Source organism: Frigidibacter sp. ROC022 (genome assembly GCF_024723735.1).
Taxonomy (GTDB): Bacteria; Pseudomonadota; Alphaproteobacteria; order Rhodobacterales; family Rhodobacteraceae; genus SLM-1.
In genome coordinates this window covers 211,720-235,312 of record NZ_JANQDU010000005.1, presented here as the reverse complement: position 1 = coordinate 235,312, position 23,593 = coordinate 211,720, and the positions used below count along the sequence as shown (strand labels likewise).

General features: G+C 62.9%; 16 protein-coding genes and 1 pseudogene. 9 read left to right on the top strand and 8 right to left on the bottom strand.

What is annotated here, in order from left to right; genetic code table 11:
* Window positions 1-173: 173 nt before the first annotated feature.
* From NUW50_RS19445 to NUW50_RS19420, 6 genes are all read left to right on the top strand, one after another.
* Window positions 174-1,037 (top strand): branched-chain amino acid ABC transporter permease, encoded by an 864-nt coding sequence (locus NUW50_RS19445; protein ID WP_258290835.1) that lies wholly within the window; start codon window positions 174-176, stop codon window positions 1,035-1,037.
* 2 nt (window positions 1,038-1,039) lie between these two features.
* Window positions 1,040-1,960, top strand: coding sequence for a branched-chain amino acid ABC transporter permease (locus NUW50_RS19440; RefSeq protein WP_258290834.1), 921 nt, complete (start codon window positions 1,040-1,042; stop codon window positions 1,958-1,960).
* Window positions 1,957-2,730, top strand: coding sequence for an ABC transporter ATP-binding protein (locus NUW50_RS19435; protein WP_258290833.1), 774 nt, complete (start codon window positions 1,957-1,959; stop codon window positions 2,728-2,730). The genes NUW50_RS19440 and NUW50_RS19435 overlap by 4 nt, the downstream gene beginning before the upstream one ends.
* Window positions 2,720-3,427 (top strand): ABC transporter ATP-binding protein, encoded by a 708-nt coding sequence (locus NUW50_RS19430; protein ID WP_258290832.1) that lies wholly within the window; start codon window positions 2,720-2,722, stop codon window positions 3,425-3,427. The genes NUW50_RS19435 and NUW50_RS19430 overlap by 11 nt, the downstream gene beginning before the upstream one ends.
* Before the next feature lie 21 nt (window positions 3,428-3,448).
* Entirely contained in the window at window positions 3,449-4,666 is a 1,218-nt protein-coding gene (locus NUW50_RS19425) for an ABC transporter substrate-binding protein (RefSeq protein WP_258290831.1), read from the top strand.
* Between the two features lie 82 nt (window positions 4,667-4,748).
* The gene (locus tag NUW50_RS19420; RefSeq protein WP_258290830.1) at window positions 4,749-5,651 is read left to right on the top strand and encodes a DMT family transporter; all 903 of its coding nucleotides are present in this window, start codon (window positions 4,749-4,751) and stop codon (window positions 5,649-5,651) included.
* 19 nt (window positions 5,652-5,670) lie between these two features.
* Here the strand turns inward: NUW50_RS19420 and NUW50_RS19415 are convergent, their stop codons facing one another.
* From NUW50_RS19415 to NUW50_RS19385, 7 genes are all read right to left on the bottom strand, one after another.
* The gene (locus tag NUW50_RS19415) at window positions 5,671-6,663 is read right to left on the bottom strand and encodes a Gfo/Idh/MocA family protein (RefSeq protein WP_258290829.1); all 993 of its coding nucleotides are present in this window, start codon (window positions 6,661-6,663) and stop codon (window positions 5,671-5,673) included.
* The gene (locus NUW50_RS19410; RefSeq protein ID WP_258290828.1) at window positions 6,660-7,547 is read right to left on the bottom strand and encodes a sugar phosphate isomerase/epimerase family protein; all 888 of its coding nucleotides are present in this window, start codon (window positions 7,545-7,547) and stop codon (window positions 6,660-6,662) included. The genes NUW50_RS19415 and NUW50_RS19410 overlap by 4 nt, the downstream gene beginning before the upstream one ends.
* Before the next feature lie 12 nt (window positions 7,548-7,559).
* Window positions 7,560-8,393: a carbohydrate ABC transporter permease gene (locus NUW50_RS19405; RefSeq protein WP_258290827.1), complete on the bottom strand. Its 834-nt coding sequence runs from the start codon at window positions 8,391-8,393 to the stop codon at window positions 7,560-7,562.
* Window positions 8,390-9,304, bottom strand: a complete 915-nt coding sequence (locus NUW50_RS19400; RefSeq protein ID WP_443135123.1) for a carbohydrate ABC transporter permease — start codon at window positions 9,302-9,304, stop codon at window positions 8,390-8,392. The genes NUW50_RS19405 and NUW50_RS19400 overlap by 4 nt, the downstream gene beginning before the upstream one ends.
* A gap of 73 nt (window positions 9,305-9,377) precedes the next feature.
* Window positions 9,378-10,598, bottom strand: coding sequence for an ABC transporter substrate-binding protein (locus NUW50_RS19395; RefSeq protein ID WP_258290825.1), 1,221 nt, complete (start codon window positions 10,596-10,598; stop codon window positions 9,378-9,380).
* A 30-nt stretch (window positions 10,599-10,628) separates the two neighbouring features.
* Window positions 10,629-11,531 (bottom strand): alpha/beta hydrolase, encoded by a 903-nt coding sequence (locus tag NUW50_RS19390; protein WP_258290824.1) that lies wholly within the window; start codon window positions 11,529-11,531, stop codon window positions 10,629-10,631.
* A complete protein-coding gene (locus tag NUW50_RS19385; protein WP_258290823.1) occupies window positions 11,528-12,235 on the bottom strand; it encodes a GntR family transcriptional regulator in 708 nt (235 codons plus the stop codon). The genes NUW50_RS19390 and NUW50_RS19385 overlap by 4 nt, the downstream gene beginning before the upstream one ends.
* Window positions 12,236-12,337: 102 nt before the next feature.
* Between NUW50_RS19385 and NUW50_RS19380 the strand changes: the two genes are divergently transcribed.
* A complete protein-coding gene (locus NUW50_RS19380; RefSeq protein ID WP_258290822.1) occupies window positions 12,338-13,414 on the top strand; it encodes an ABC transporter ATP-binding protein in 1,077 nt (358 codons plus the stop codon).
* Window positions 13,415-13,524: 110 nt separating this feature from the next.
* On the opposite strand, the pseudogene NUW50_RS21535 reads toward NUW50_RS19380, so the two are convergent.
* Window positions 13,525-13,830 (bottom strand): annotated as a pseudogene (locus tag NUW50_RS21535) (transposase); the annotation flags it as partial.
* Between the two features lie 369 nt (window positions 13,831-14,199).
* Here NUW50_RS21535 and NUW50_RS19375 point away from each other — a divergent pair.
* Complete coding sequence (locus NUW50_RS19375; RefSeq protein WP_258290821.1) at window positions 14,200-17,514, top strand: STY4851/ECs_5259 family protein; 3,315 nt, start codon at window positions 14,200-14,202, stop codon at window positions 17,512-17,514.
* Window positions 17,511-23,576: a DEAD/DEAH box helicase gene (locus NUW50_RS19370; RefSeq protein ID WP_258290820.1), complete on the top strand. Its 6,066-nt coding sequence runs from the start codon at window positions 17,511-17,513 to the stop codon at window positions 23,574-23,576. The genes NUW50_RS19375 and NUW50_RS19370 overlap by 4 nt, the downstream gene beginning before the upstream one ends.
* Window positions 23,577-23,593: the final 17 nt, after the last annotated feature.

Here is a 23,593-nt window from a genome sequence, read left to right as displayed (position 1 = left end):
CGTTCGCCGCAAAAGGAAGCATGCTCCTTAAGGGAACAAGCCAGCCCGCAAGGGAACTAGCCAGAGGGGGCAGTCGTGACGAAGACACCCAACCGATTGACAGGCAGAGCGCCGCTTCCGGCTGAGGTGATGGCCTGCATGGCCGAATGGACAGGTCCGGGCGGAGGTCCGGCATGACGCTGTTCGCGCAATATGTCACGACCGGAATCGTCACCGGCTGCTTCCTGATCCTCGCGACGATCGGCTTCTCGCTGACCCGCCGGGTTGAGGGATTTCTCAACATCGCCCATGCCGAGCTGCTCAGCGTCTCGGCCTTCACCACCTGGGGCCTGAACGCCGGGGCAGGGTGGCCGCTGCTGCCTGCCGCGCTGGTCGGGATCATCGTGACCGCGGTGGTCGGCCTGCTGATCGGGCGGATCGTCTATGACCCGATCCGCGGGCACGGTCCCGCGGTGCTCCTGATCACCTCGGTCGGGGCCGCCTATGTGATCCATGGCGCGATGGATGCGATCATCGGCACGGGCATCCGCACGCTCGATATCCCGCTCGCCACGACCTACAAGTTCCACGGCGTCCGGATCACCGATTACCAGATGATCGTGGTCGGGCTGGCCGCGGTTGCCACGCTGTCGCTGGCGCTGTTCCTGACCAAGACCAAGATCGGCCTGGCGATCCGGGCGATGTCGGCCAACCCCTCGCTGGCGGCCTCGCGCGGGATCGACGTGAAGCAGACCTCGCGGGCAACCTGGCTGCTGTCTTCGGGGCTGGCAGGGCTGGCGGGGGTGATGCTGGCGATGGTGGCGACGCTGTCGACGGACATCGCCTTCAACCAGATCCTGCAAATCCTCGCGGTGGCGATCCTGGCCGGGCTCGGTTCGCTCTACAGCGTCATCGCGGCCGGGCTGATCGTCGGAATCGCGATGGATGTCTCGGTCTACTGGATACCCGCCGGCTACCGGCCGCTGATCGCATTCGCGGTGGTCATCATCGCCCTGTTGGTCCGACCCGAGGGCCTGTCCGGAAAGAAGGCGCGCTGAAGATGAGCCAGATTCTCCTCTCCATCCTGACCTTCGGCTGCCTGTTCTCGGTGCTGACGCTGTCGCTGAACCTGCAATATGCCCGTGGCGGCATGATCAACTTCGGCATCGTCGCCTATTTCGCCGCCGGAGCCTATGCCTATGCGATCTTCACGCAGGAGCCGCCGAAGGGGCTGGACCAGTATCTCTTCGGTTTCGGCGCCCCCTGGTGGGTCGGCTTCCTGGCCGCGGCGGTGGCCTCGATGCTCTTCGCGATCATCACCGGCTGGCCGACCCTGCGGCTGCGCGGGGAATATCTGGCGCTGACGACCTTCGCCTTTGCCGAGATGCTGCATTCGGTGTTGCTCAACGAACGCCGGATCGGCAACGGCAGCGTCGGCCTGTCGAATATCGAGCGGCCCGAGATCGGCTGGATGGGCATTCCGGAAGGCTATGTTTATGCCGGAGCCGCGATCATCCTGATGCTGGGCACCGCGCTGGTGTTCCGGCGCCTGCTGGCCTCGCCCTATGGCCGCGCCGTCGATGCGGTCCGCGATGACGAGACCGCGGCGCAGGCGATCGGCAAGGACGTGGCCCGGCTGCGCTTCCAGGTCTTCGTGATCTCGGCGGTGCCGATCGGTCTGGCGGGGGCGCTCTATGCCATGATCACCACGCTGGTCAGCCCGGATCTCTTTACCGCCGAAGTGACATTCTTCGTCTGGATGGCCCTGGTCCTGGGCGGCGAGCGAACCATCCTGGGCGTGGTCCTGGGCACGCTGGCGCTGGTCGGCTTCCAGGAAATCGTCCGGGCCATTCCCTATGAATCGGTGCGGACGGCGCAACTGGCCAAATCGGTCGAGGTGATGCTGACCGGGGTGATCTTCATTCTGGTGCTGCGCTGGCAGCCCTTCGAAGCCCTGGGACGACGGAGCAAGAAGGCATGAGCGGCGATCTTCTGGTCATTGACAGGGTCATCAAGCGTTTCGGCGGGCTGAAGGCGGTCGGCGGCGATGCCGGGCTCAGCTTCTCGGTGCCGCGCGGTGCCTTTCTGGGGCTCATCGGCCCGAACGGTGCCGGCAAATCGACAACCTTCAACCTGATCTCCGGGGTGCTTAAGCCGGATTCCGGTTCGGTGACGCTGGACGGGCACAACCTGTCTCTCGCCGGTGCGGCGAAGATCGCCTCGTACGGGCTGGGCCGGACCTTCCAGACCCCGCGCGCCTTCCCCTCTCTGACGGTTCTGGAGAATGTGACCGTCGGTTGCGACAACCGCGGCGAGACCATCGCCTCGGTGGCCCTTGGCCGCTGGCGCAGCGCCGAGCGGGAATTGCGCGAGAAGGCCCGCGAGGTGCTGGACCGGGTCGGCCTGTCGGACCGGGTGGACGACAGTGTCGGTAACCTGTCCGGCGGCGAGTTGCGGATGCTGGAAGTGGCGCGGCAACTGGTGCGCGATCCCCGAATCCTGCTGCTTGACGAACCGACCGCCGGAGTCGATCCCACGCTGCAGACCAAGCTCAGCAAGATCCTGGTCGATCTTCATGCCGAAGGCTGCACCCTGGTCGTGGTCGAACACAATCTGCATTTCCTGATGCAGATCGCCGATTCCATCGTGGTGCTGCAGAACGGCGAGTTGCTGTCGCAGGGCAGCCCGCAAGCGATCAAGTCCGACGAGAAGGTGATCGCGGCCTATCTGGGGAGCGAACATGCAACTTGACGTCAGCGGTCTGAAATCCGGTTACGGAAAGGTGCAGATCCTGCACGGGGTCGATTTCTGCATCCGGCCGAGTGAAATCACCACCGTGCTGGGCCCGAACGGCGCCGGGAAGAGCACCTTGATGAAGACCATCTCGGGGCATCTTCCGGCAATGGCGGGGGACATCCGGTATCGCGGCGAGTCCCTGGCGGGACTCGGGCCGCTTGCGGTCTGCAAGGCCGGCGTCGGCTATGTTCCGCAGGATGCCAATGTCTTTCCCGATCTGTCGGTCTATGACAACCTGCTGGCCTCGTCGCTGGCCTTCGAGGGGGCGGCCTCGCGCATGGCCGAGGTGCTGCAACGCTTCCCGATCCTGGAGGAACGGGCGAACCAGTTGGCCTCGACGCTGTCGGGCGGCGAACGCCAGACCCTGGCCATCGGCACTGCGCTGGTGGCCGGTCTCGACATCCTGATCCTGGACGAGCCGACGGCCGGACTGGCGCCGATCTTCGTCGATCGCATCGTCAGCTGGGTCCGCGAACTGGCCGAGGACGGGATGGGCGTCGTCTGGGTCGTCGAACAGAACCCCGAAAAGATTCTGGCCATTTCCGAAACCGCTTACGTCATCGACGCGGGCCGCAATTCGGAGACGGTCGCAGCCAAGTCTCTTCTTGAACCGGGCCGTCTGGAAGAAGTGCTTTTGCAGGTCCACGTCTGAACTCACAGGGAGAAAACAAGAATGAAGAACAAGGCGTCTTTGAAAGTGAATCTCTTGAAATCCACGGTGCTCGCCGGGGCGATGGCTCTGGCGGGGACCGCGACACAGGCCGATGTGACCGTCGGCGTGCTGGTGCCCCTGACCGGGGAACTCGGTGAATTCGGCAAGATCGTCGCCAATGGCGTCGAACTGGCCGTGGCCGAGGTCAACGCCGCCGGCGGTACCAAATGCGGTCCGATCCGCACCGTGATCGCCGATACCGGCGGCAACCCGGAAGTGGGCATCCGCGCCGCGACCAAGATGATCGAATCCGACGGCGCGGTCGCCATCCTCGGGCCGACATCCGGGGTCATGGTGGCGCTGGTCGATCTGGCCAAGCGGACCAAGACCGTGATCATGTCGCCCTATGCCGGAACCATCACGCTGAACGACCTGGGCGGCGACTATGTCTATCGCACCGTCTCCTCCGACCTCGGCGACGGGGCGGCCTCGGGGCTCTGGCTGACCGATCGCGGCTACAAGCGCGTCGCCTTCCTGGTCCAGAACGAGGAATCCACCATCTCGCCGGCGCAGGTCGCCCGCGACACGCTGGAGGCCGCCGGCATCGAGCTGACCGACTATGTGATCTACAACCCCGGCCAGCCGTCCTATCAGGCCGAGCTGATCTCGGTCCTCTCGCATGAGCCGGACGCGATCTATCTGGCCGGTGGGCAGGAGTCCGGCGTCACCGTCATCAAGGAGGCCACCGCCGGCGGCTTCGAGGGCGAATGGCTGTTCACCGCTGACCTCGCGGTGCCGGAAATCTTCGATGCCGCCGGGGCCGAGAACCTGAACGGCCGCGCCTATGTCGAATTCGCCGATTCCGACAGCTCGCTGCCGGAATACCAGGCCTTCGAGGCGCTGGTGCAGGAGAAGGACGGCAAGGCGCCCGGTCCGTTCGAAGCCAATTCCTTCGACATGGCCAACCTGATCGCCCTGTCGCTGGAAAGTGCCGACAGCTGCACCGGCGAAGGCATCAACGATGTCATCCGCGGCGTCGCCGAGGGCGGTGAGAAGGTCTCGACCTTTGCCGACGGCAAGGCCGCGATTGCTGCCGGGAAGGACGTCGACTACGAAGGTGCTTCGGGTCCGCTGACCTTCGACGCGAGCGGCACGGTCGCGGGCTCCTACAGCATCCAGGAAGCGAAGGACGGGGCTTGGGTCAACGTCAAGTTCTACCCGGCCAGCGCATTCGAATAGCGCCGGTCCCCGGTTCGATCCAGCACGCCTCCGGCCGCAAGGCCGGGGGCTGTTTGCTTTGGGCGGGCGGCCCGTCCGGCAGATGAGCCCGCGCGCCGGAAGCCATCTGGCGATGCTGGCGGTCTCGGCGATGGTGGCCGGGTCGTTTAGCCTGGGCGCGCTGGCCGCGCCACATATCGCGCCCGAGGCTCTGACCGCGCTCCGTTTCGCGCTGGCTTCGGTTCTGTTGCTGGGGCTGATCCTGGCCCGCGAAGGGCGGCTGCCGCAGCGGGCTCTGGCCGCCCCCTGGCGCTATCTGCTGCAGGGCGGAGTGTTCTCGGTCTATTTCGTGCTGATGTTCGAAGGGCTGAAGACCGCGCCGCCGGTGTCGGCCGCGGCGGTCTATACCACGACGCCGCTGCTCAGCGCCCTGTTCGGCCTGCTGCTGCTGTCGCAGCGCACGACCCTGGGGATGGCCCTGGCCATGGCCCTGGGAGCGGCCGGTGCGCTCTGGGTGATCTTCCGGGCCGATCTGGCCGCGCTTCTGGCCTTCGATCTGGGGCGGGGCGAGTTGATCTATTTCGTCGGCTGCCTGGCGCATGCGTTCTATGTGCCGCTGGTGCGGCTGCTGAACCGCGGCGAGAGCGCGCTGGTCTTCACATTCGGCACCACCCTGGGCGGCACCCTGGTGCTGGCGGTCTACGCCTTTCCTGCGCTCCGGGTCACCGATTGGGCGGCGCTGCCCGCGATCGTCTGGCTGACCCTCGCCTACACGACGGTGTTCTCGACCGCGGCGAGCTTTGTCCTGACCCAATATGCCGCGCTGCACCTGCCGGCCGCCAATGTGATGGCCTACACCTATCTGGTGCCGGCCTGGGTGATCGTCTGGCAATTGCTTCTGGGCGCCGCCCTGCCGCCGGCGCTGCTGTTGCCGGGGCTGGCGATGATCGTCCTGGCGCTGCTGGCGATGCTGGGGCAGGGACGGCGCACCACCCCGTCGAGATGACCGGTGGCGGTGCTTCTGTTCAGTCCAGTTGCGCAATCATCCGTTCCAGCCGCTCCATCGCGCGCGCTCCGTCCTCGATGTCGGGCACGGCGCGGCTTTCGCCCTGCAGGACGGCGGCCGCATCGGACAAGAGGGCCGCGTAGCCCTTGTGATCCTCGTTGGCGGCGGCGGTGAAATTCGGCCGCCAACTCAAGGTGTCGCAGGCCGGATCAAGCGTGGCGCAGGGATCATCCGCCTTGAATGGAGGGTCGCGATACAGGGCTACGTCGATGATGTTGTCGACATGCAGGCGCACGTGATCGCCCATGATGCGGATTTCTTCCATCGGCGTGCCGCGAGACTGGACGGTTCCCATGACGATATTGCCGACGGTCCCGGCTTCCGTCGTGAAGTTGAGGTGCAGCAACAGCTTGCCCGGTTCTGGAGATATGTGCCGCACCTGCATGTCGCCAAGGTCGCCGCCTGCGAACCATGGGATCAGGTCCATGTAATGCACGCAGTGATGCAGGAAGAAGCCGGTGTAGTCGGGTTCGCCCTCGAAATAGGTGGGGGCGGTCATGTAGGTCCCGGTGATCCCGAGAACCGGTCCGAAGCCGCCATTGTCCAGAATGTTCTTTGCGATCTTGTTGCCGGTCGAGTAGCGCTTCATGAACCCCACGATGACGGGTTTCCTTGCCGCCCGGGCTGCGCGCGCGATTTCGCGGGCGCCTTCGGCCGTGGCGGCGGGGGGTTTCTCCATGAAGACCGGCAGCCCGCGTTCGAGCGCGGCCAGTGTCGCCACACGGTGAAGTTCCGGTCCCACGGCCATGCCGATCGCGTCGAGCCCCTGTACGGCGATCATCTCGTTGAAGTCGGAATAGAGTGCGGAAACGCCATACTCTTCCCCGGTGCGGGTCAGGGCCGCCGCATCCCGGTCGCACAGGGCGGCGATGCGAATGTCGTTTCGCCCAAGTTGCGGGAGCAGCATCTGCCGCGCATGCCGTCCGCAGCCGATCCAGCCGATCTTCATCATTGGTCCACCTCCGCGAGTGCCAGGGAATTGCGGATCACGCCCAATCCGGCGCGGAGCTTCTCGGATTCATCTTCGCGCGGTGCCCGCCATTGCGCGATGGGCAGGGCGATACGGTCGTCCGCACGCCGGAATGGTTCGAGCGAAATCGGCCCTTCGTAGCCGGCCTGGTGCAGCGCTCGCATGATCGCTGTCCAGTCGAGATGTCCGGTGCCCGGATGTCCGCGATGGTTCTCATTCGCCTGAAAATGCGCAATGCGCGACCCGGCCAAGCGGATCGCATCGGGAATGGAGCGGTCTTCCATGTTCATGTGGAACGTGTCGAGCATCAGCTGGAAGCCCGGGTCATTGACCGCGTCGACCAATTCCACCGCCTGCCGGGTGGTGTTGAGGATATCCGTCTCGAACCGGTTGAGAGCCTCTACCGCCAGCACGACACCGGCCGCGCGTGCCTGCGGCGCAATCTCGGAGAAGCCGGCGATGGTGCGATCGGCACGGGCGGCTATTTCCTCGTCGCTGCGCGGGCAGGGCGGACGGCCGGCAAAGACCATCGGTTCGCCGTAGAGTGGTCCGCCGACGATGCCGACCCCCAATTCGGCTGCGACCTCCAGGCAGTATTTCAGATAGTCGAGACCACCCTTTACGTTGGCCGGATCATCAGAGGCGAGCGAACGTTGCGGATTGACCCGGGCGGCCAGCACCAGCGAGATTTCGGCATCCGACGCAGCGGCACTTACATCGGCCAGCGGCAGATCATCCTCTGGTTCGGGGACCAGAAGCTCGACGAAGTCGAAGCCTAGCTGTGCGGCATGGGCGAAGTAGTGCAGGTCCTTGCCCCGGAAGGGGCGGGTGAACTGCATCGAGATGATACCAATCGGATTCTTCAAGGTTTGTCCTTTCTAACCTTTCACTGCGCCTTGCGTGAGGCCCGAGATCAGGCGTTTCTGAACGAGGAGGAAGAGCACGGTCGCAGGCAGTGCTCCGACGATCCCTCCGGCCGTCAGCAGGCCCCATTGCACTTCGTATTCGCCGATCAGTGTCTGCACCGCGACGGTGATGGTGCGCACCTCGCGTCCACCCAGGGTGAGCGCGTAGAGATACTCGTTCCATGCGGTGATGAAGATGTAGATGCCGGTGGCGATGATGCCCGGAAGGCATAGCGGCAGCACCACGCGGCGCAGAGCTTGCAGACGGGTGCAGCCGTCGGTCATCGCCGCCTCGTCGAGCGAGCGCGGGATGCCGTTCATGTAGCTGACCATCATCCAGATCGAGAACGGGATAGCCACGGTGGAGTTCGCTATGATCAGGGCAATATGTGTGTCCAGAAGGTGCAGCCTGCGCATGAAGATGAAGAGCGGCAGGATCAGCAGGACCAGCGGGAACATGTTGATGAGCAGGAATTGCAGCATCAGGATCCGCTTGCCCCGGAAGTTGAAACGCGAGAAGGCATAGGCCGCCGTGATCGAGAGCGAGAGCCCGACCACCACGGTGCCAGTCGCCACGATGAGGCTGTCGATCAGGTTCTTTCCGAAACCCACCGTCTCGAAGAGCCGGGTGTAGTTCTCGACCGTCGCGTTCCAGATCGATGGCCCCTGCGTGAAGAGCGTCGATTGCGGGCTGAGCGAGGTGATCAGCATCCACAGATAGGGTCCGAGCGTGAAGGTAAGGACCGCGAGCATCGGCAGTTCGACGACCAGGAAGCGGTTGAGGCGTGAACGCTTGCGCAGGCTCATGTGGACACCGCGTTTCTGGCCCGGCGCAGGTAGAAGACGACAACGACCATCAGCATTGCGGTAAACAGAACCGCGACAGCCGAGCCATAGCCGAAATCGAGGTTCGTGCGTGCCTTGATGAATGCGTAGAGCGGGAGCGTGTAGGTCGAGTAGCCGGGGCCTCCGCCGGTCATCACGAAGATCACGTCAAAGCTGTTGGCCACCCAGATCAGCCGCAACAGGACCGCGGTCGCAACCACGCCCGAGATACCGGGAAGCGTGATGTGCCAGAATTGGCGCCATGTCGAGGCGCCGTCGATCGATGCTGCCTCGTAGTAGCTGCGCGGGATGGATTGCAATCCGGCCAGGATCATCACGGCGAAGAAAGGAAAGCCCTGCCATGTCAGCGTGACAATGATCGCGGCGAGAGCGGTTTGGGGATCGGCAAGCCAGGGAATTGCCTTTTGTATCAGGCCGACACGCAGCAGGAACTCATTGGCGATGCCATAGTTGCTGTCGTATATCCAGACCCACATCAATGCGATCACGACCGATGGCAGGGCCCAGGGAATGATCACCAGCGCACGCGCCAGCGGCCGCCAGGAAAATTCCTGGTTCAGAAGGAGGGCCGTGATCAGGCCCAGCAGCAACTGCGCCGGGATCGTCGCCGCCATCCATATTGCGGTGTGGCGCAGCGATATCCAGAAAACCTCGTCCTGCAGCGCCGCCTTGAAGTTCTTGAACCCGACGAAATCGAAGACATTCGGCCGAAAGAGCACGTAGTCATGCAGGCTCATCCATGCGGTTTGCAGCATCGGCAAGAAGACGATTGCCAATGTGACCAGCACGGCCGGCGACAGCATCGCGTAGGGCAGCACGCGACGCCCCAGCCCACGCCGCGGTGGGGAGATGGAAAGCTCTGGTCTTGTCATGTTCGAGGCCAATCAGGGCAGGCTGGAAAAGGGCGCGCACGAACTTTGCGCGCGCCCCGATTGCGGATGGGGATCAGTCCCCGTCGTAGAGTTCGGCGATTTCCTCGTTCATCTGCCTGGGTGTGATCTCACCGGTCAGAACCCGCTGCATCGCGGTGGGCCAGACCGTGTTCACGAAGTCCGAGGTCTGGGAGACGTTCGGATAGAGGTGCGCGAAGGGCAGGGAGGCGACCGTGGCCTGCACGAAACGCTTGGGCTGGAGTGTCCAGCTGTCGGCATCCGATTTCACCACCGGCAGCTGGCCCGTCGCCTCGTTGAACGCGGCGTTGTTGCCCGGGCTTGAAAGGAACGAGATCCACTTCCAGGCGGCTTCCTTGTCCTCTGCGCTCGAGAAGATCGCGGTGCTCTCGTCACCGAACGCCGTCCAGCGACCGCCGCCGCATTCGGGCACCGGCACGGCAGAGACCTTGTCGCCCAGGGCCTCGACCATTCCATTCGCCGAGCCGATATGGTGGATCGTCATCGCGGTCTTGCCCGCTTTGAAGGCACCGATGATCTCCGAGAACCCGTCATTCGGAGCGGACGGCGGGAAGACGTGGTCCACCCGGAACAGATCCTGCACGAATTGCGTGCCTGCGACGCCGGCATCAGAGGTCAGGCCCTTCGTCAGGCTCACACCCTCACGGCCGAGGGTGAAGCTCGCCCACTGATCGTGGCCACCCTTCCCGCCGCGAAAGCCGAAGCCGTAGACATCGGGCGTGCCGTCGCCATCGGTGTCGCGGGTGAGCTTCTTGGCGACATCCTCGAACTCCTCGCAGGTTTCCGGCGGGGTCAGACCCAGTTCATCGAACATGTCGGTGCGGTAGTAGAGGTAGAGGATCACGTATTGGACCGGCAGATAGTAGTGCTTGCCATCGGCCGCCTGCGTCAGCTTGAACAAGTTGTCGTCGATCTGCGACTTGCCCGCCCAGTTCGAGAGTTGCTCGTCGATCGGTTCGAGCGCACCCATTTCGATCAAACGCGGTTGCGCGAACATCTTGACCATCGCCGCGTCGGGCGCATTGCCCCCCACGATGGCGGTGTAGAGCTGGTCGTAGTAGCTGTTCCAGGGCACGTTCTGGGCATCGATCTTGATGCCGGGATTTTCCTCTTCGAACTTGGCGACCAGCCCGCTCATCGGATTGTCGGCATTGTCGAAGTGATACCAGAAATGCACCGTGCTGTCTGCATGCGCGAGCCCGGCCGCCATGGCCAGTCCCGACGCAAATCCGAAGGTCCTAATCATCCGTTTCATCGTGCTTCTCCCATGGGTTGACCGTTCTCCTCAGACGGTCCGTTGAAATACTTCTCCCGCACGCTCGAAGGCGGCGCGGGCCTCGGGCAGGACGCTGCCCATCTGCATGAAACCGTGAACGACGCCTTCGACGCGATCGTAGGGGTCGCTGCGCCCCAGGGCGTGCAGGCGCGCCGCCAGCTGGTCGCTGTCCGAGCTCAACGGATCGATCTCGGCGGCGTTCAGGTAGAGCGGGGGCAGGGCACGCAGAACCCCGTCATCCGCGGCCAGCGGAGCGGCCGTTGCGTCGCGGCGGTGTTCGGTCGGGCAATACCAGTCCCAGTAGCGCCGCATCTTGTCCCGGGTGAGGCCCGGCCCATCGGCATAGGTCCGGTAGGAAGGCGTTTCGAAATCCGCGCCGTAGACGCCGTAGAACAAGAGCCCCATTTGCGGCAGGTCTGCCCCGGCCGCGATCCGGCGCAGCATCAGCGCCAGTGCAAGGTTGGCGCCGGCACTGTCGCCCGCGATGCTCCATCCCCTGGTTCTGTCACGTGCCTCCCAGGCCGTTTCGATGTCGTCGAGTCCGGCAGGAAAGGGGTGCTCGGGCGCAAGACGATAGTCGAAGGTGAGCACCGGACAGCCACAGGCAATGGCAAGTCGCCGTGCCGCTCCCTCATGTGTCATCGCCGAACAAAATGCCCAACCGCCCCCATGCACATGCAGGATCGCATGGCGCCCGTCGTCGTTTGCAGGGGTCACGAGCCGCGCGGGCAACCCGCCGATCAGCACCGTCCGCGCCTCCAGCGGAGGCAGGTCGGTGTTCCAGCGGAAGTTGACCATTTCGGCCAGGGCGCGACCGAGACGGGGCGCAAGCCGGGTCGGGTCCCCCAATCCGGCATCCTCGCGTGCGAGCCGTTCGAGAACCGGCTCCATCGAGAGGCTTTGACGTGTCATGGTTGCTTTCCGGGATTATCCGCGCGCAGATCAGGACCGAAATCCACGATGGTCGTGATGTGGTGATCCAGCAGTTGGCGCAATTGATCGACGTCGCCCTGGGCAAGAGCCGAGATGATCGGAACATGCCGCTCGGCCGTTTCTTCCAGCGCACGGTTGGGTTGAGAGTTCAGGATCTTGTAGCGATGGTTATGGATCAGGCAGCGGTTCAGGATCGGGGCCAGAAGCGGCAGGTCGGCCGCAGCGAAAATCCGCGCGTGAAATCCGCGGTCATGTGTCGACAGCCGGTATTCATCGCCGTCACGGGCCGCATTGCGCATCGCATCCAGACTTGCGCGCAGCTCTCCGAGCAAGGTGGCGTCGGTGCTCGCCACCACCCGGACGAGGTGGTTGCATTCGATGCCGCGGCGGATTTCCAGCAGGGCGCGGGCATCGTCGGCGGCACAGGGCGCGACATAGGTCCCCCGATTGGGTTGCCGGTTGACCAGCCCTTCTTCGTTGAGCCGCATCAAGGCTTCGCGGATCGTGCCCTGGCTACAGCCGAAACGCTGGGCAAGATCGAGCTCTGTCAGAGCGCTTGAGGGCTCCAGGGTGCCCAGCACGATTTCCTGCTGCAGGGCTTCGAATACCTGATGGCTGCGTCGGGCCGAGGGGCGGAGTGCTCTGCCGGTCGTGGTCGGTGTATCAAAACTCTCCGCGGCCATTTGCCGGTTCCGATCTCGTGGCTTGCTTCGCATTATCAATATCGATAACATGCCGGATATCGATAATGCAAGGGCATTTCGAACTGGAGGGACCAACGCGCCATGGCAGGGATTTCGTTACGCAGCATCGTCAAGGACTATGGGTCCGTGCGCGCCATACACGGTGTGGATCTTGACGTCGCCGATGGGGAGTTCGTCGCCTTTGTCGGCCCTTCCGGCTGCGGGAAGTCAACCATGCTGAGGATGATCGCGGGGCTTGAAGAGATCACCGATGGGGCGTTGTCGATCGGCGGTCGCGTGGTCAACGAACTTGAACCGCGCGACCGGGACGTGGCGATGGTGTTCCAGGATTATGCGCTCTATCCACATATGACGGTTCGCGCCAATATCGGGTTCGGCCTCAAGATGCGCGGTTTCAAGCCCTCCGAAATCAACGAGCGGATCGAACGCGCGGCGGGTGTTCTGCAGATTTCGGATCTTCTCGACCGGAAGCCCGGCCAGCTCTCGGGGGGGCAGCGGCAGCGGGTCGCCATGGGACGGGCGATCGTGCGCGAGCCCGCGGTCTTCCTGTTCGACGAACCATTGTCGAACCTCGATGCCAAGCTTCGGGTCGAAATGCGCACTCAGATCAAGCGGCTTCACGCCATGCTCCGCACGACGATGATCTACGTCACGCACGATCAGACAGAGGCGATGACGCTTGCGGATCGTGTCGTGGTGCTGCGCGGCGGCCATATCGTGCAGCAGGGAGCGCCGATGGAGCTCTACTCCAGGCCTGCGACGCGTTTTGTCGGAGAATTCATCGGCTCGCCACAGATGAACATTTTGACGGGCGTCCTGGACCGTTCCGGAGATGTGCCTCGATTGCGAGTGGGGGATCAGGCGCTGCCCCTGGGCGAGATCGCCGCGGCCGAGGGAGCGCGCATCGATGTGGGCGTCCGTCCCGAGCACTTGTCGATTGCGGCGCAGGGGGACGAGATGATCCAGGTGGTTCCCGAAGTGTTCGAACCGCTCGGCTCGGATCTGATGGCGATCTGCAGCTTCGGTTCACATGAAGTGACCGCGCGGCTCGATCCGAACCTGCGACTGACGGCAGGCACCCCGATCCCGCTGATCTATGCCACGGAGAATCTGCACTACTTTGATGCCGAATCCGGGCAGAGGCTGGCAACGGCTTGACCCACGCCGGTCGCGTTGCCGGGGCGCCGCTCAGTGAACGCACAACACCAGCGATGAAGAAACAGGTGGACGCAAGTTCCTGCACCACTTCGCGGGACACGACCTTCGCCTGCGGTCACCGATCCGACGGTCTGATCCGGTGGAACGTGTTCGAATAGCTCCGGGATAACCGGTGCGTCATCCACATTGCTAGTCGTGACCTTCACCACCCGCACTTAGCATACTTTCGTCAATTCCGATATGTACCTTGCGCTTTGGCGTTGCTTGGGCCCGCCATGCTCTCGTGCGTTCCACTCACTTTCGCCCACCGTCTTGATGCCGGTGCTGTCTACCAGGACTTTGAGTGGGCCAATACCACACAAGAGGAGCAAACTTACATTCAGCGTCTACTCGCTCGGGCACAGGGTGAAATAGTCGCGTTCTGCGAAGTTCATTCCAGCCAAGTCGCAAGCGATTTGCGGCGTTATTGTGCGGTGTTTTAGGCGGGTCATTTCGTTCTCTTGTACAACGCTGCGGCCAAACTGCTCAAACCCGATTGGGCTATCAGGCTGAAACCACGAAATGAATCTCTTTCGAGATTTGTGCCGCGTAGCCACGTGCAGCCTCGATTTCGACTCGCCGTTGTGGATCCAAATGGCGCGCGACAACACTATGTCGGGAAAATTTTCGCAATATGTTCACTTCATCAACAACCCAATAGTTACCTTGCCTATGTTTCAGGACGGTTTTTGTCCATTGTTGTCCTGTTACCCGTACTTCCAAGGGCATGGGAGGAATTGTGCTGCGTGATTCTGCAGAAGATTATCTTGCATCTCCTCGGCCTCGAAGACATGATTGGATTCGGGGCAGGAAGACGAAAAGTGACAGTTTTGCAAGAGTTTGTCAGCCGTACCGGCATTGATCCAGACGGTCGCCCACTGCACGCCTACCGTTTGGATGAAGAACAATACTTCCAACTCGAAAAAATGGTCGGAGAGAGCCTTAAACTCGGCCATTTGCGAATTGCGGCTGCGCCTTTTGTGCTTTGGGCAGCGGAGCGGTACAGAAAAGAATACGACGGCGGCACACTGTCCTGGGAATTCCTGACGCAGGCGCTGCGTGTGTCACTTCCCCAGCAACAGCTGCGCGAGATTACGGCCACGGGGCTTACGTACATGGGCCGCTCCGTTCGGCGGTTGGAGAGCGGCACGCAGTATTTGCGCGCCATAGCCGCGGAAGGCGGGATTCCGGTCAGGCTTCTGAGCGAAAAGAATGGCGGCTACCGCGCCGCGCTCGTCGGCCTGGTGGCTGACTTGTCGCGGATTGGGCTGGGTTGCCCGCGGGAGGTTGCGCTCGGATTTGCGGCGCAGCGCACTCGACGCCTGCCGGTGGGCTACCGGACGCGAGAATTCCACGCGCTATTCGTGGATTTCGCCTTCGAGGTGCTCGAACTTCGGGAACTGGCGCCCGACAGTATGTTGGCGCAGGATGTCGAGCCCTTTCTTGATCGGGTCAAGCCAGGCTGGCGCGATGGCCTTTCGTTGCGGCTCGATGGAGACGCGGCGCGCAGCCTGTTGTCCGATGCGGTCCGTGTATCTTCCAGACACGGTTTGGTTGCGGATCCGCTGACGCGCGTGTTGCGTCGCGGCGATGACGGTACGTGGACACCATGGATCGAAATCGAAGAGGTCGCGGAGATCGGGCCGCAATTGGTACAGGGCATCGAGCCGGAGCGCCGCAGGCTGCGGCTGGCGCCGGTCGGCCCGCTGGCTTCGGCGGTTCCGGACCTTCTCTTCGCGCTCGACCGTGAAGGGCCCGATCGACCTTGGCAGAGTCGGCGGATCAGCGGACGCCGCACGGCGCGATTCCGTTTTCCTCTGGAAACCGGGGCTGACCTCATGGCTATGGCTGATGGCACGTTCATTGGCCGGGTGCGGCTCGCTGGTGGAGAGGCGGTCGAGATCGGCGCAGGGCCAACCTTCTGGCGACTGGCGGACATGGGTGAGACCAAGGCTCAGGCGCTGGCTTATGCCGGAAATGCCACCTTGCGGACGCGCGATTCGCATGTGTGGCTCTTGGTCAAAGAAGGAAAGACACCCATCTGCACTGGAACTCTTGTTGCGGAACCCGATGGGTCGGTTCCCGGAGGGGCGATCTGGAGGCTGTCGGGTAGGGGACGGGTTCTGGTTTCTGGGGGAAATGCGCGGATCGAAACTGGGGCCGATGAAGACTCTCGCGAGGAGATACTTTCAAGCGGTCCCCTGGAGTATCGTGTGGTCGACAGTCGTGGCGCGCCAGTGCATCGCGGCGTGCCGACGATCCTGCACCGGCATCCTGGCCGAGGACTTAGACCGTTGGCCGGAGCGAATTTGCGTCACCAGGTTGCAGGTAGCCCAGTATGGCAAGTCGGAGCTCCGTCTGAGTCGACGATTGGCCGTGTCACCTTTGCTGCCCGGGAAGACAACGGAGTTGGCGCGCGCGTCACGGTGAACATGGTGCCGGCCGCGTTCTCCGTGCGAGAAATGACGAGCGAGAGGGACCCGTTAAGGCGAATACGCTTCGAGGGCGTGCCGCAGGGTTGGGTCGTTTGTGTAGGGTCGGGCGATCCACAACGGCCCGACGCTGACGGTGTCCTGGAAGCGAAATTTGGGACATCCGTAGTGGAACAATCGCGATTGTCCCTTGCTTTGGCCGGTCCTGACGGGGCGCCACCATTGCCTTGGTTGCTGGATCTGCCGTGTCCTCGGGGCGAGTTTCGGAACGTGGATGGAGAGAGTCTGGCGGAAAACCGTGACATCCCCATGCAGACCCTGAAGGACTGGCGGATCGTTCCTGCTGAAGGACGACCGACGGATCTTCGAATTCGATTGCACAGCTCATTGGCGCGCAATGCGCCAATCATCGGTGTGCGGGTCACGACCGAACAGCCGCTTTCGGCCTTTCGACTGCTCTTGGAGGAAATGCTCGTAGCAGGTGGAGCCGATGCCGAGCTACGGCTACGTGTCGTTACGGTGGGCGATCAATCACCTCGTCTTTGCGTTCGCCATGTGCTGGGAGAAACGCGACTTGTGGGAGAGGATGTCTTGGTTCTTCAAGACGGGATACCGGTCCATGATCCCTCGCTCGAAATTACCGCGGTCGATCTCGACGACCCCACTCGCGTGGAATTCACCGGTGCCCGCGAACTTTCGCACTTGGGCGACGGGCGTTGGTTTCTATTGCCGCGCAAAGGTGGCGTGCCTATGCGGGCTCCACGACCCTTTGTGCGGCCCGAACCTGCGGAGGCCGCGGGGCAGAACGCGCCCCGACGGGACGACCGTATCGCTCACTATGCCAACCATTTCCAGAAACGCGATGGCGTAGACGATCTATCCCGTCTGGCGACGCTCTGTGAGTTGTTGTTTGCGAACGGTGTTTCACCTTCGGCTCTGGACGAGGTGCACGCTTTGGCGAAGGTACCTTCTGCGGCCGTTCGTTTGTTGTTTCGGGTCGCTCCCTCTGATCTCGACGATGCTCTGTCCCTGGATCTGCATGGTGGGCCGCAGTGGTCCTTTATCAGCCCCAAGGATTGGGCGAAGGGATTTGCCGGCGAGGCGGAGGAGCTGCGCGCAAGATTGGCCGCGTTGCCAGCACTTGCCGACAAGGCCGACGAACAGGCCCGTGACGCCGTGACCGCACGGGCCGCAGATATCCTGCGCCTGCGCCCCGCCTTGGAAGGGCATGTTGCCCTCGCACTGCAGGAGATTTCTCCCCTCGCCATCCTGGGGCTGGCGCAGCGCCTCGGTGGGTTGTCGCGAGGATTGCAGGATCCTGAGATACTTCTGCTGGAAAACGCACGCGCGATCATCGGTCGGCAGGCATCGAACGCGCCGTCTTTGCATGAGCTGGCGGCGCGGCGGCGTCCTTCCGGCTTTAGTGCATTCCACCCCGACTTGCGGGGCCTGGTCGATGCGCCGCTTGTTGTCGCCGAGATCGCGCTTGGTTTACGCCCGCCACCAACCACCAGGGAAAGGATCGAACTTCTGCTCGCGGTGCAGGCCGACCAAGCCGGGTACGAAGCTGCGCAGCCAGCGGCCATCGCGTGGCTGGCTCAAGAACAAATCCGAGAGAAGCAATTATGAGAGACGAGTATTCCTTGCCGAATTCCGGATATGGCGCGATCCTGGAGCGTGTGAACGACCGCGCCGCCGACGCTGTTCTGGGCAAGGGGCGGGTGCGCTCGCGCTGCCTGCGCGCTGATCTCTCGGCGCGGCTGCATGGACAGGCTGGTGGCCCCGACGCTTTCGTGGCCGACCCGGTCTTTGAGTCTGCCCGCGTTTGGGAACGGGCGGACAAGTGCCTCGACGATCTCGCCGGTGGCATGCTGGAGGAAGATCTGGTCGCGGCGCTGGACCGTGAGACCCTGTCGGATGGCACCCGGAACGATCGCCGCTGGCCGCGTTGCGGTGAGGATGTCGCACCATACCTGCACCAGCTGCGTGCCTGGGAGGCGGCCGAGGCCGGGCGCAGTTTTATGGTCACCAGTGGCACGGGTTCGGGCAAGACCGAATGCTTCATGATCCCGATGTTGAACGACCTTCTGCGCAGCCACAAACCCGGCGACACGGGCGTACGGGCCATCGTGCTTTACCCGTTGAACGCATTGATCGACAGCCAGAAAGAGCGCTTGGGCGCATGGATGGACCCGCTGGCCAACCGCCTTTCCTACGCGCTCTACAACCGTCATATGAGCGACACCGTGGCAGGGCCGAAGAAGCGTGGCGCTCAGATTCTGGAACGTCGTACCATGCGCCAGGTGCCACCCTCGCTCATGGTGACCAACGTCACCATGCTAGAATACATGCTTATGCGCGCCCAGGACCGGCCGATCCTCGAAAAGTCGCAAGGCACACTGCGTTGGATCGTGCTGGACGAGGCGCACAGCTATGTCGGGGCGCAGGCGGCCGAGATGGCACTCTTGCTGCGCCGGGTGCGTGACGCCTTCGGAGTCGGGCCGGAAAGTGTCCGCCTTGCAGCAACCTCTGCAACCATCGGTGAGGGGGAGGAAAGCCGAAATACTCTTAAGCAGTTTCTCGCTGCCCTGGCGGGGTTGCGACCTGATCAGGTAGAGGTGATCGAAGGTCAGGAGCGGGCACCCGTTCTCCCTTCCGAGGGGCCAGATGCGTCGCTCGATCCCGTTGAGTTGTCATCGTCGCCGGATGCACTTTGGCAAACGCTCGCGCCGAACCCACGCCTGCGCAAGGTGCGCACCGCCATGCGGGGTGGCGGCGTCAATCTGCGAACGGCTGCGCACCTGTTGGGGCGGGATGGTGATACCGGAGGCACGTTGCGCCTGCTTGAAGCCGCAGCACAAGCGAAAGACCCGCTGACTGGCGTCGCACTTGCGCCGTGGCGGCTGCATGTCTTCCACCGTGCGCAAGGCGGGCTTTGGGCTTGTGTCAATCCGGATTGCTGCAACCGGAGCGCGGTGCTTGCAGATGATGATGGGGATTGGCCCTTTGGTCAGATCTACTTCTCCGAGCGTGATACCTGCGATGGCAAGTGCGGCGCGCCGGTGTTGGAAATCGCGGCCTGCGATGAGTGCGGCACGCCTTGGCTGCGTGCAGAGGTTGCCAACCACGGCCCGTATCGCGTCTTGAGCCCGGCTCGGGAAACGGGTGTTGATGACGACTATCTTCTGGATGTTGAACCTGACGAGGATGGCGGCGAGCCCGCCACGCCGGTTCTGTCCGAAAGCGTGCTTGTTGGCCCCGGCGCGTGGGGCGACGGTGATTTTCTGCGCCTCTCAGACGCGCAGCTGTTCGAAATTCCGAATGACGGTGATCATGTTGTGCCGCTCAACATCCGCGCCGAGGCTGAGCGCGGCTGCTGCGAGCGCGCCGGTCACAAAAGCGTAAAGGTGCGGCCACAACGGTTTGGTGCCCCGTTCCTGATGGGGAACGCGATGCCGCTGTTGTTGGAGGCCGCCAAACCCAGTCGCCATGACCACCCGGTGCCATTCGGCGGGCGAAGGTTGCTGTCCTTCACCGACTCGCGTCAGGGAACCGCGCGGTTTTCGGCCAAGCTCCAGCAGGACGCTGAGCGTACGCTCACCCGGGCTATCATTTTCCACTCGGTCCAGAACCGTGCGGGGGATCCCGAAAAGGCAGAGACACTGCGCAATGAGATCACGGCTCTCGAACAGGTCGTTTCTACCATACCGAGCCTTGCCGGAACGCTTGAAGAAAAACGGACAGCGCTGCTTGAGGCCGAAGGGGCTGCGAAACCGGTGCCGTGGTCGGAGATGGTCCAGCGCATCGCGCAGAACGAAGAGTTTCGCAACTTCGCGTGGCCGGTCTGGGATCACCGATTGTCAAAGGGCTCGGACTCTGCGGCTTTAGAACCAAAAGTCCTGGCTGAACTGTTTCTCTACCGCGAAATGTTCCGTCGACCGCGGCTTCAGAACAACGTGGAAACGATGGGCCTTGCACGGCTCTGGTTCCCGGAGCTTGACGCGCAGGCGCGCTTGTCCGTTCCCGAAACCATGCGCGAGGCGGGCCATGACGAAAACGTCTGGTCCGACCTTTTGCATGCGACCGTGGACATGGTTTTTCGGGCCAATCTGGCCATCCGCCTGCCCGAAGATCCGGTTGATATCCGTCACTGGATATCGCCTCGAAGTGCCTTGCGCGCTGTTGTCGAACCCGGTTTGTCCCGGGAAGACGTGTCCGGTGTTGGCGGGCCGAGTTTCTTCCCGACAGCGATTTCGGAACGCACGAGGCTTGTCCAGTTGGTCTATCGCATGATCGGCGGCAGCCTGAACAGCGCCACGGATGTGGAAAGGGCAGGGGCCACGCTTACGGCGATCTGGACTGCGCTACGGAAGGCGGGTGTGATCGTGAACGTGGCGTCTGGGGCTTGGCGCGTTGACTTCAAGAAAGCGATGATCGCCCCCATCGAGACGGCTTTCGAATGCCCGGTTACGCGCCGTCTTCTGCCTTACGCGCCGGGTGGCGTTTCGCTGAACGCCGTCATAGCGACTGAGCATGCCCGCGCCATCACCATGCCCACGCTGCCCGAAGCAGCGCCCACGGGTACGTCTGTGGCGCAGCGAGAAACCTTGCGTGCCTGGCTTGAAAGCGACCCGAACATTGCGACCCTGCGCCTGGACGGGCACTGGACGAACCTGCACGACCGGACAGCGGAATTCACGCCCTTCCTGCGCGCGCAGGAGCATTCGGCCCAAATCGACCGAAATAGCCTGAAGAACTACGAGAACGCTTTCCGCCAGGGCCGGATCAACGTGTTGAACTGCTCCACCACGATGGAAATGGGGGTCGATATTCCCGATGTGGGGGTAGTGGTGAACACCAACGTCCCACCATCGCCTGCCAACTACCGCCAACGCATCGGTCGCGCCGGGCGACGCGGGGAGCCATGGGCCATGGCCTTTACCTTCTGCAAGGACCTGCCGCTCGACAACATGATCTTCCGCGATCCTGCGCGGTTGCTTGGCGCGCAGGTTGCAGCGCCACAGGTTCGGCTGGATTCTGCGATCCTTGTGCAGCGCCACGTCAATGCGGCGCTGTTGGGGCAGTTCCTGCGTGAAGGCGGAGGGGCGAGCGTGAACACCAATATGGCCTCGTTCATGGGGGCGACAGGAGAAATAGACACGCCGCTTTTGCCCGACAGCATGGCAGACGATTTCCTCGCTGCGCTACAGGGTGATTGGGGCGCACAGGATCACGTAACCCAAGCGCTCGATGGGCTGGTGACAGGAACTTGCCTTGCCGGTCACATTGGGTTGGTGTCGCGCACCGAGGACGATTTTGCTCAAATGCGAAACCGTTGGCGCGAGGAATATGAACAACTGGTGAATGCGCAGGCAGCCTACCCCGAGAATGATCCGGCGCACTGGCTCTACCGCAAGCGTGCCGAGCGGATGCGGAATGAATTCATGATGACCGAACTCGCCCGCCGCGGCTTTACGCCCTCATATGGCTTCCCCGTGGACGTAGTCTCTTTTGACCACATAGGGAAGGGCAGCGGCGAACCTGGTCCATCACGTCCGCTGGATATGGCCATCCGGGAGTATTCGCCTGGATGCGAAGTGGTGATCGACGGGCTGGTGCATCGGTCTGACGGCGTGCTGCCAACATGGGGAAACCGCAACGATCCGAGTGCGGTAGAGGATTTGCGAACGCTGTTCACATGTCAGTCGTGCAACATGTTTGGAGCCACACGTCACGAGGTTGCGGAGTGCCCTCGCTGTGGATCGCAAATTACGCGGACTGAGTTGCTACGCCCTTCGGGCTTCCTCGGCACCCGGAAACCGCATAGTGCCTACGAACAACTCGCCTATGTGGCCCCCGATGCGCCGCGCGTTTCGGCAGAGCCCGAGGATTGGGTTTCGCTGCCGGATCCGGAAGTCGGACGCCACCGAACGGCGAGGGCAGGGCGGGTATTGGTCACTGCATCTGGCGAAAATGGTTGCGGCTATGCGGTCTGTATCACTTGCGGGCGGGCTGAGGCGGAAACCGGCAACGATGATCCGCCTTTGCCTTCCGGTATGGTTGGGCACCGGCCTCTACAGAAGCTGCGTGACAACCCGCGTCACGATGGGCTTTGTCCTGCCAACGATGATTCATCGCGAAAGATACGACGGCAAGTCAAGCTCGGGACCGAAATGGTCACCGACGTCTTCGAGTTGCAACTTGATGCGTTGCCTGACTCCGACACGGGGAAAGCACAGGCCGCAGCCATTGGTGCCGCCCTGCGCGAGGCGCTTGGAGCGCGGCTTGGTGTGGATGCCGAAACCATGGGATTGGCAGTGGCTCGTAGCCTCCGCCCCGACGAATCCCGCCGAAGTGCCGTGTTCCTCTATGACAAGGCATCTGGCGGGTCCGGCTTCGCCTCGGCCGCGGATCGCGACCTGCCGGGCCTGTTGCGCGCGGCGGCGGCGCGCCTCGATTGCCCGGCCGGCTGCGCATCGGGATGTCCGGAATGCGTGCTGCGGCGCGACCTTCAATTCGGAACCGAGATGGACCGTGTTGGTGCACTGGAGGTCCTGACAACCGAAATTCTTCCACGGCTCGACTTGCCGAAGGAGCTGAGACTCTTTGGTGATGAGAGCAGCGCGGTCACGCGGCCGGTTGCCGAATGGATCGGGCGCCAGCTGGCGCGTGGGGCGATCGATCGGCTGACACTTTTCCTGACCGATCCGCCATCCGGCTGGGACGAGGTCGAATGGCCCGGCGCCCGCATCGCCAAAGTGGCCGGCGACGCCGGAACTCCCGTTGCCATCGTCATTCGTTCGTCCGATGTGCAACGTCTGGAAATGTCGCACAAGCTTGATCTGCTTCGCCTTGTCACCAAGGCGCAGGCGAGCCTGCACCTTACCAACGTGCTGCCCAAGGCCGGGGATGCGGCAATCCTTGCCGAAGCCCGCATCGAAGGGAAAGAGGTTGCGATTGCCTCGCCCGACGAACAGGCAGGGCATGTTGACCGTCACTGGGGGGACGTGACCCGTGCGCCAGCGGTCTACGGCCCCTGCGTCCCGCACGAAGTCAGCCCGGCCCTGTCGCTGGAAAAGGTCACGGTCTATGGTGAAGGCAATTCTTCCCAGAAGGACGTGACGACTGAACTGGACGGTCCGGTCATGAATTTCGGTCAACGTTTCTGGTCAATTGCCAGGAGCCTGCGACCGCAGGTCTTTGCGGGGTCTTCCCGCTTGACCAAGGTTACCTACAACGACCGTTACATGCGCAGCCCCTTCACTGTTCGCCTGTTATACGAAGTCTGGCGCACACTTCCCTTGCGTGTTGAGGACACAGCTTTGGAAATCATCTCGGAAGCTCTCGGCGCGCCCGATCGTCCCGGCTACCTTCTTTGGCACAACTGGGAAACTGATGCGCTACGCCGCGAGATTCTGTCGGCGCTGTTCCCGGGCGCGTCGGTCAAGCTCGGCACGAAATCCGTTTGCGTGCACGAACGTTTCTTCCTCTTGACCTTCGACGATGGAGCCAAGGTGAAGATCTCGCTTGATCAAGGCTTTGGCGCTTGGCGAGAAGGGTCGCAGAAGTTGGTGCGTTTCGACCACGAGGCACGTCCGGAATATCAGGCACGCGCGCTACGGGACATGCGGTTTGTTGTGGCCATGCAGAACGGCGGCCGTTTTCCTTCCCCTATCACTCTGAGATGGTAAGTCGCGCCCGAGTAACA

Coding starts and splice junctions, on each gene's coding strand:
- NUW50_RS19445 (WP_258290835.1), top strand. CDS start 174: ATGACGCTGTTCGCGCAATATGTCACGACCGGAATCGTCACCGGCTGC.
- NUW50_RS19440 (WP_258290834.1), top strand. CDS start 1,040: ATGAGCCAGATTCTCCTCTCCATCCTGACCTTCGGCTGCCTGTTCTCG.
- NUW50_RS19435 (WP_258290833.1), top strand. CDS start 1,957: ATGAGCGGCGATCTTCTGGTCATTGACAGGGTCATCAAGCGTTTCGGC.
- NUW50_RS19430 (WP_258290832.1), top strand. CDS start 2,720: ATGCAACTTGACGTCAGCGGTCTGAAATCCGGTTACGGAAAGGTGCAG.
- NUW50_RS19425 (WP_258290831.1), top strand. CDS start 3,449: ATGAAGAACAAGGCGTCTTTGAAAGTGAATCTCTTGAAATCCACGGTG.
- NUW50_RS19420 (WP_258290830.1), top strand. CDS start 4,749: ATGAGCCCGCGCGCCGGAAGCCATCTGGCGATGCTGGCGGTCTCGGCG.
- NUW50_RS19415 (WP_258290829.1), bottom strand. CDS start 6,663: ATGATGAAGATCGGCTGGATCGGCTGCGGACGGCATGCGCGGCAGATG.
- NUW50_RS19405 (WP_258290827.1), bottom strand. CDS start 8,393: ATGAGCCTGCGCAAGCGTTCACGCCTCAACCGCTTCCTGGTCGTCGAA.
- NUW50_RS19400 (WP_443135123.1), bottom strand. CDS start 9,304: ATGACAAGACCAGAGCTTTCCATCTCCCCACCGCGGCGTGGGCTGGGG.
- NUW50_RS19395 (WP_258290825.1), bottom strand. CDS start 10,598: ATGAAACGGATGATTAGGACCTTCGGATTTGCGTCGGGACTGGCCATG.
- NUW50_RS19390 (WP_258290824.1), bottom strand. CDS start 11,531: ATGACACGTCAAAGCCTCTCGATGGAGCCGGTTCTCGAACGGCTCGCA.
- NUW50_RS19385 (WP_258290823.1), bottom strand. CDS start 12,235: ATGGCCGCGGAGAGTTTTGATACACCGACCACGACCGGCAGAGCACTC.
- NUW50_RS19380 (WP_258290822.1), top strand. CDS start 12,338: ATGGCAGGGATTTCGTTACGCAGCATCGTCAAGGACTATGGGTCCGTG.
- NUW50_RS19370 (WP_258290820.1), top strand. CDS start 17,511: ATGAGAGACGAGTATTCCTTGCCGAATTCCGGATATGGCGCGATCCTG.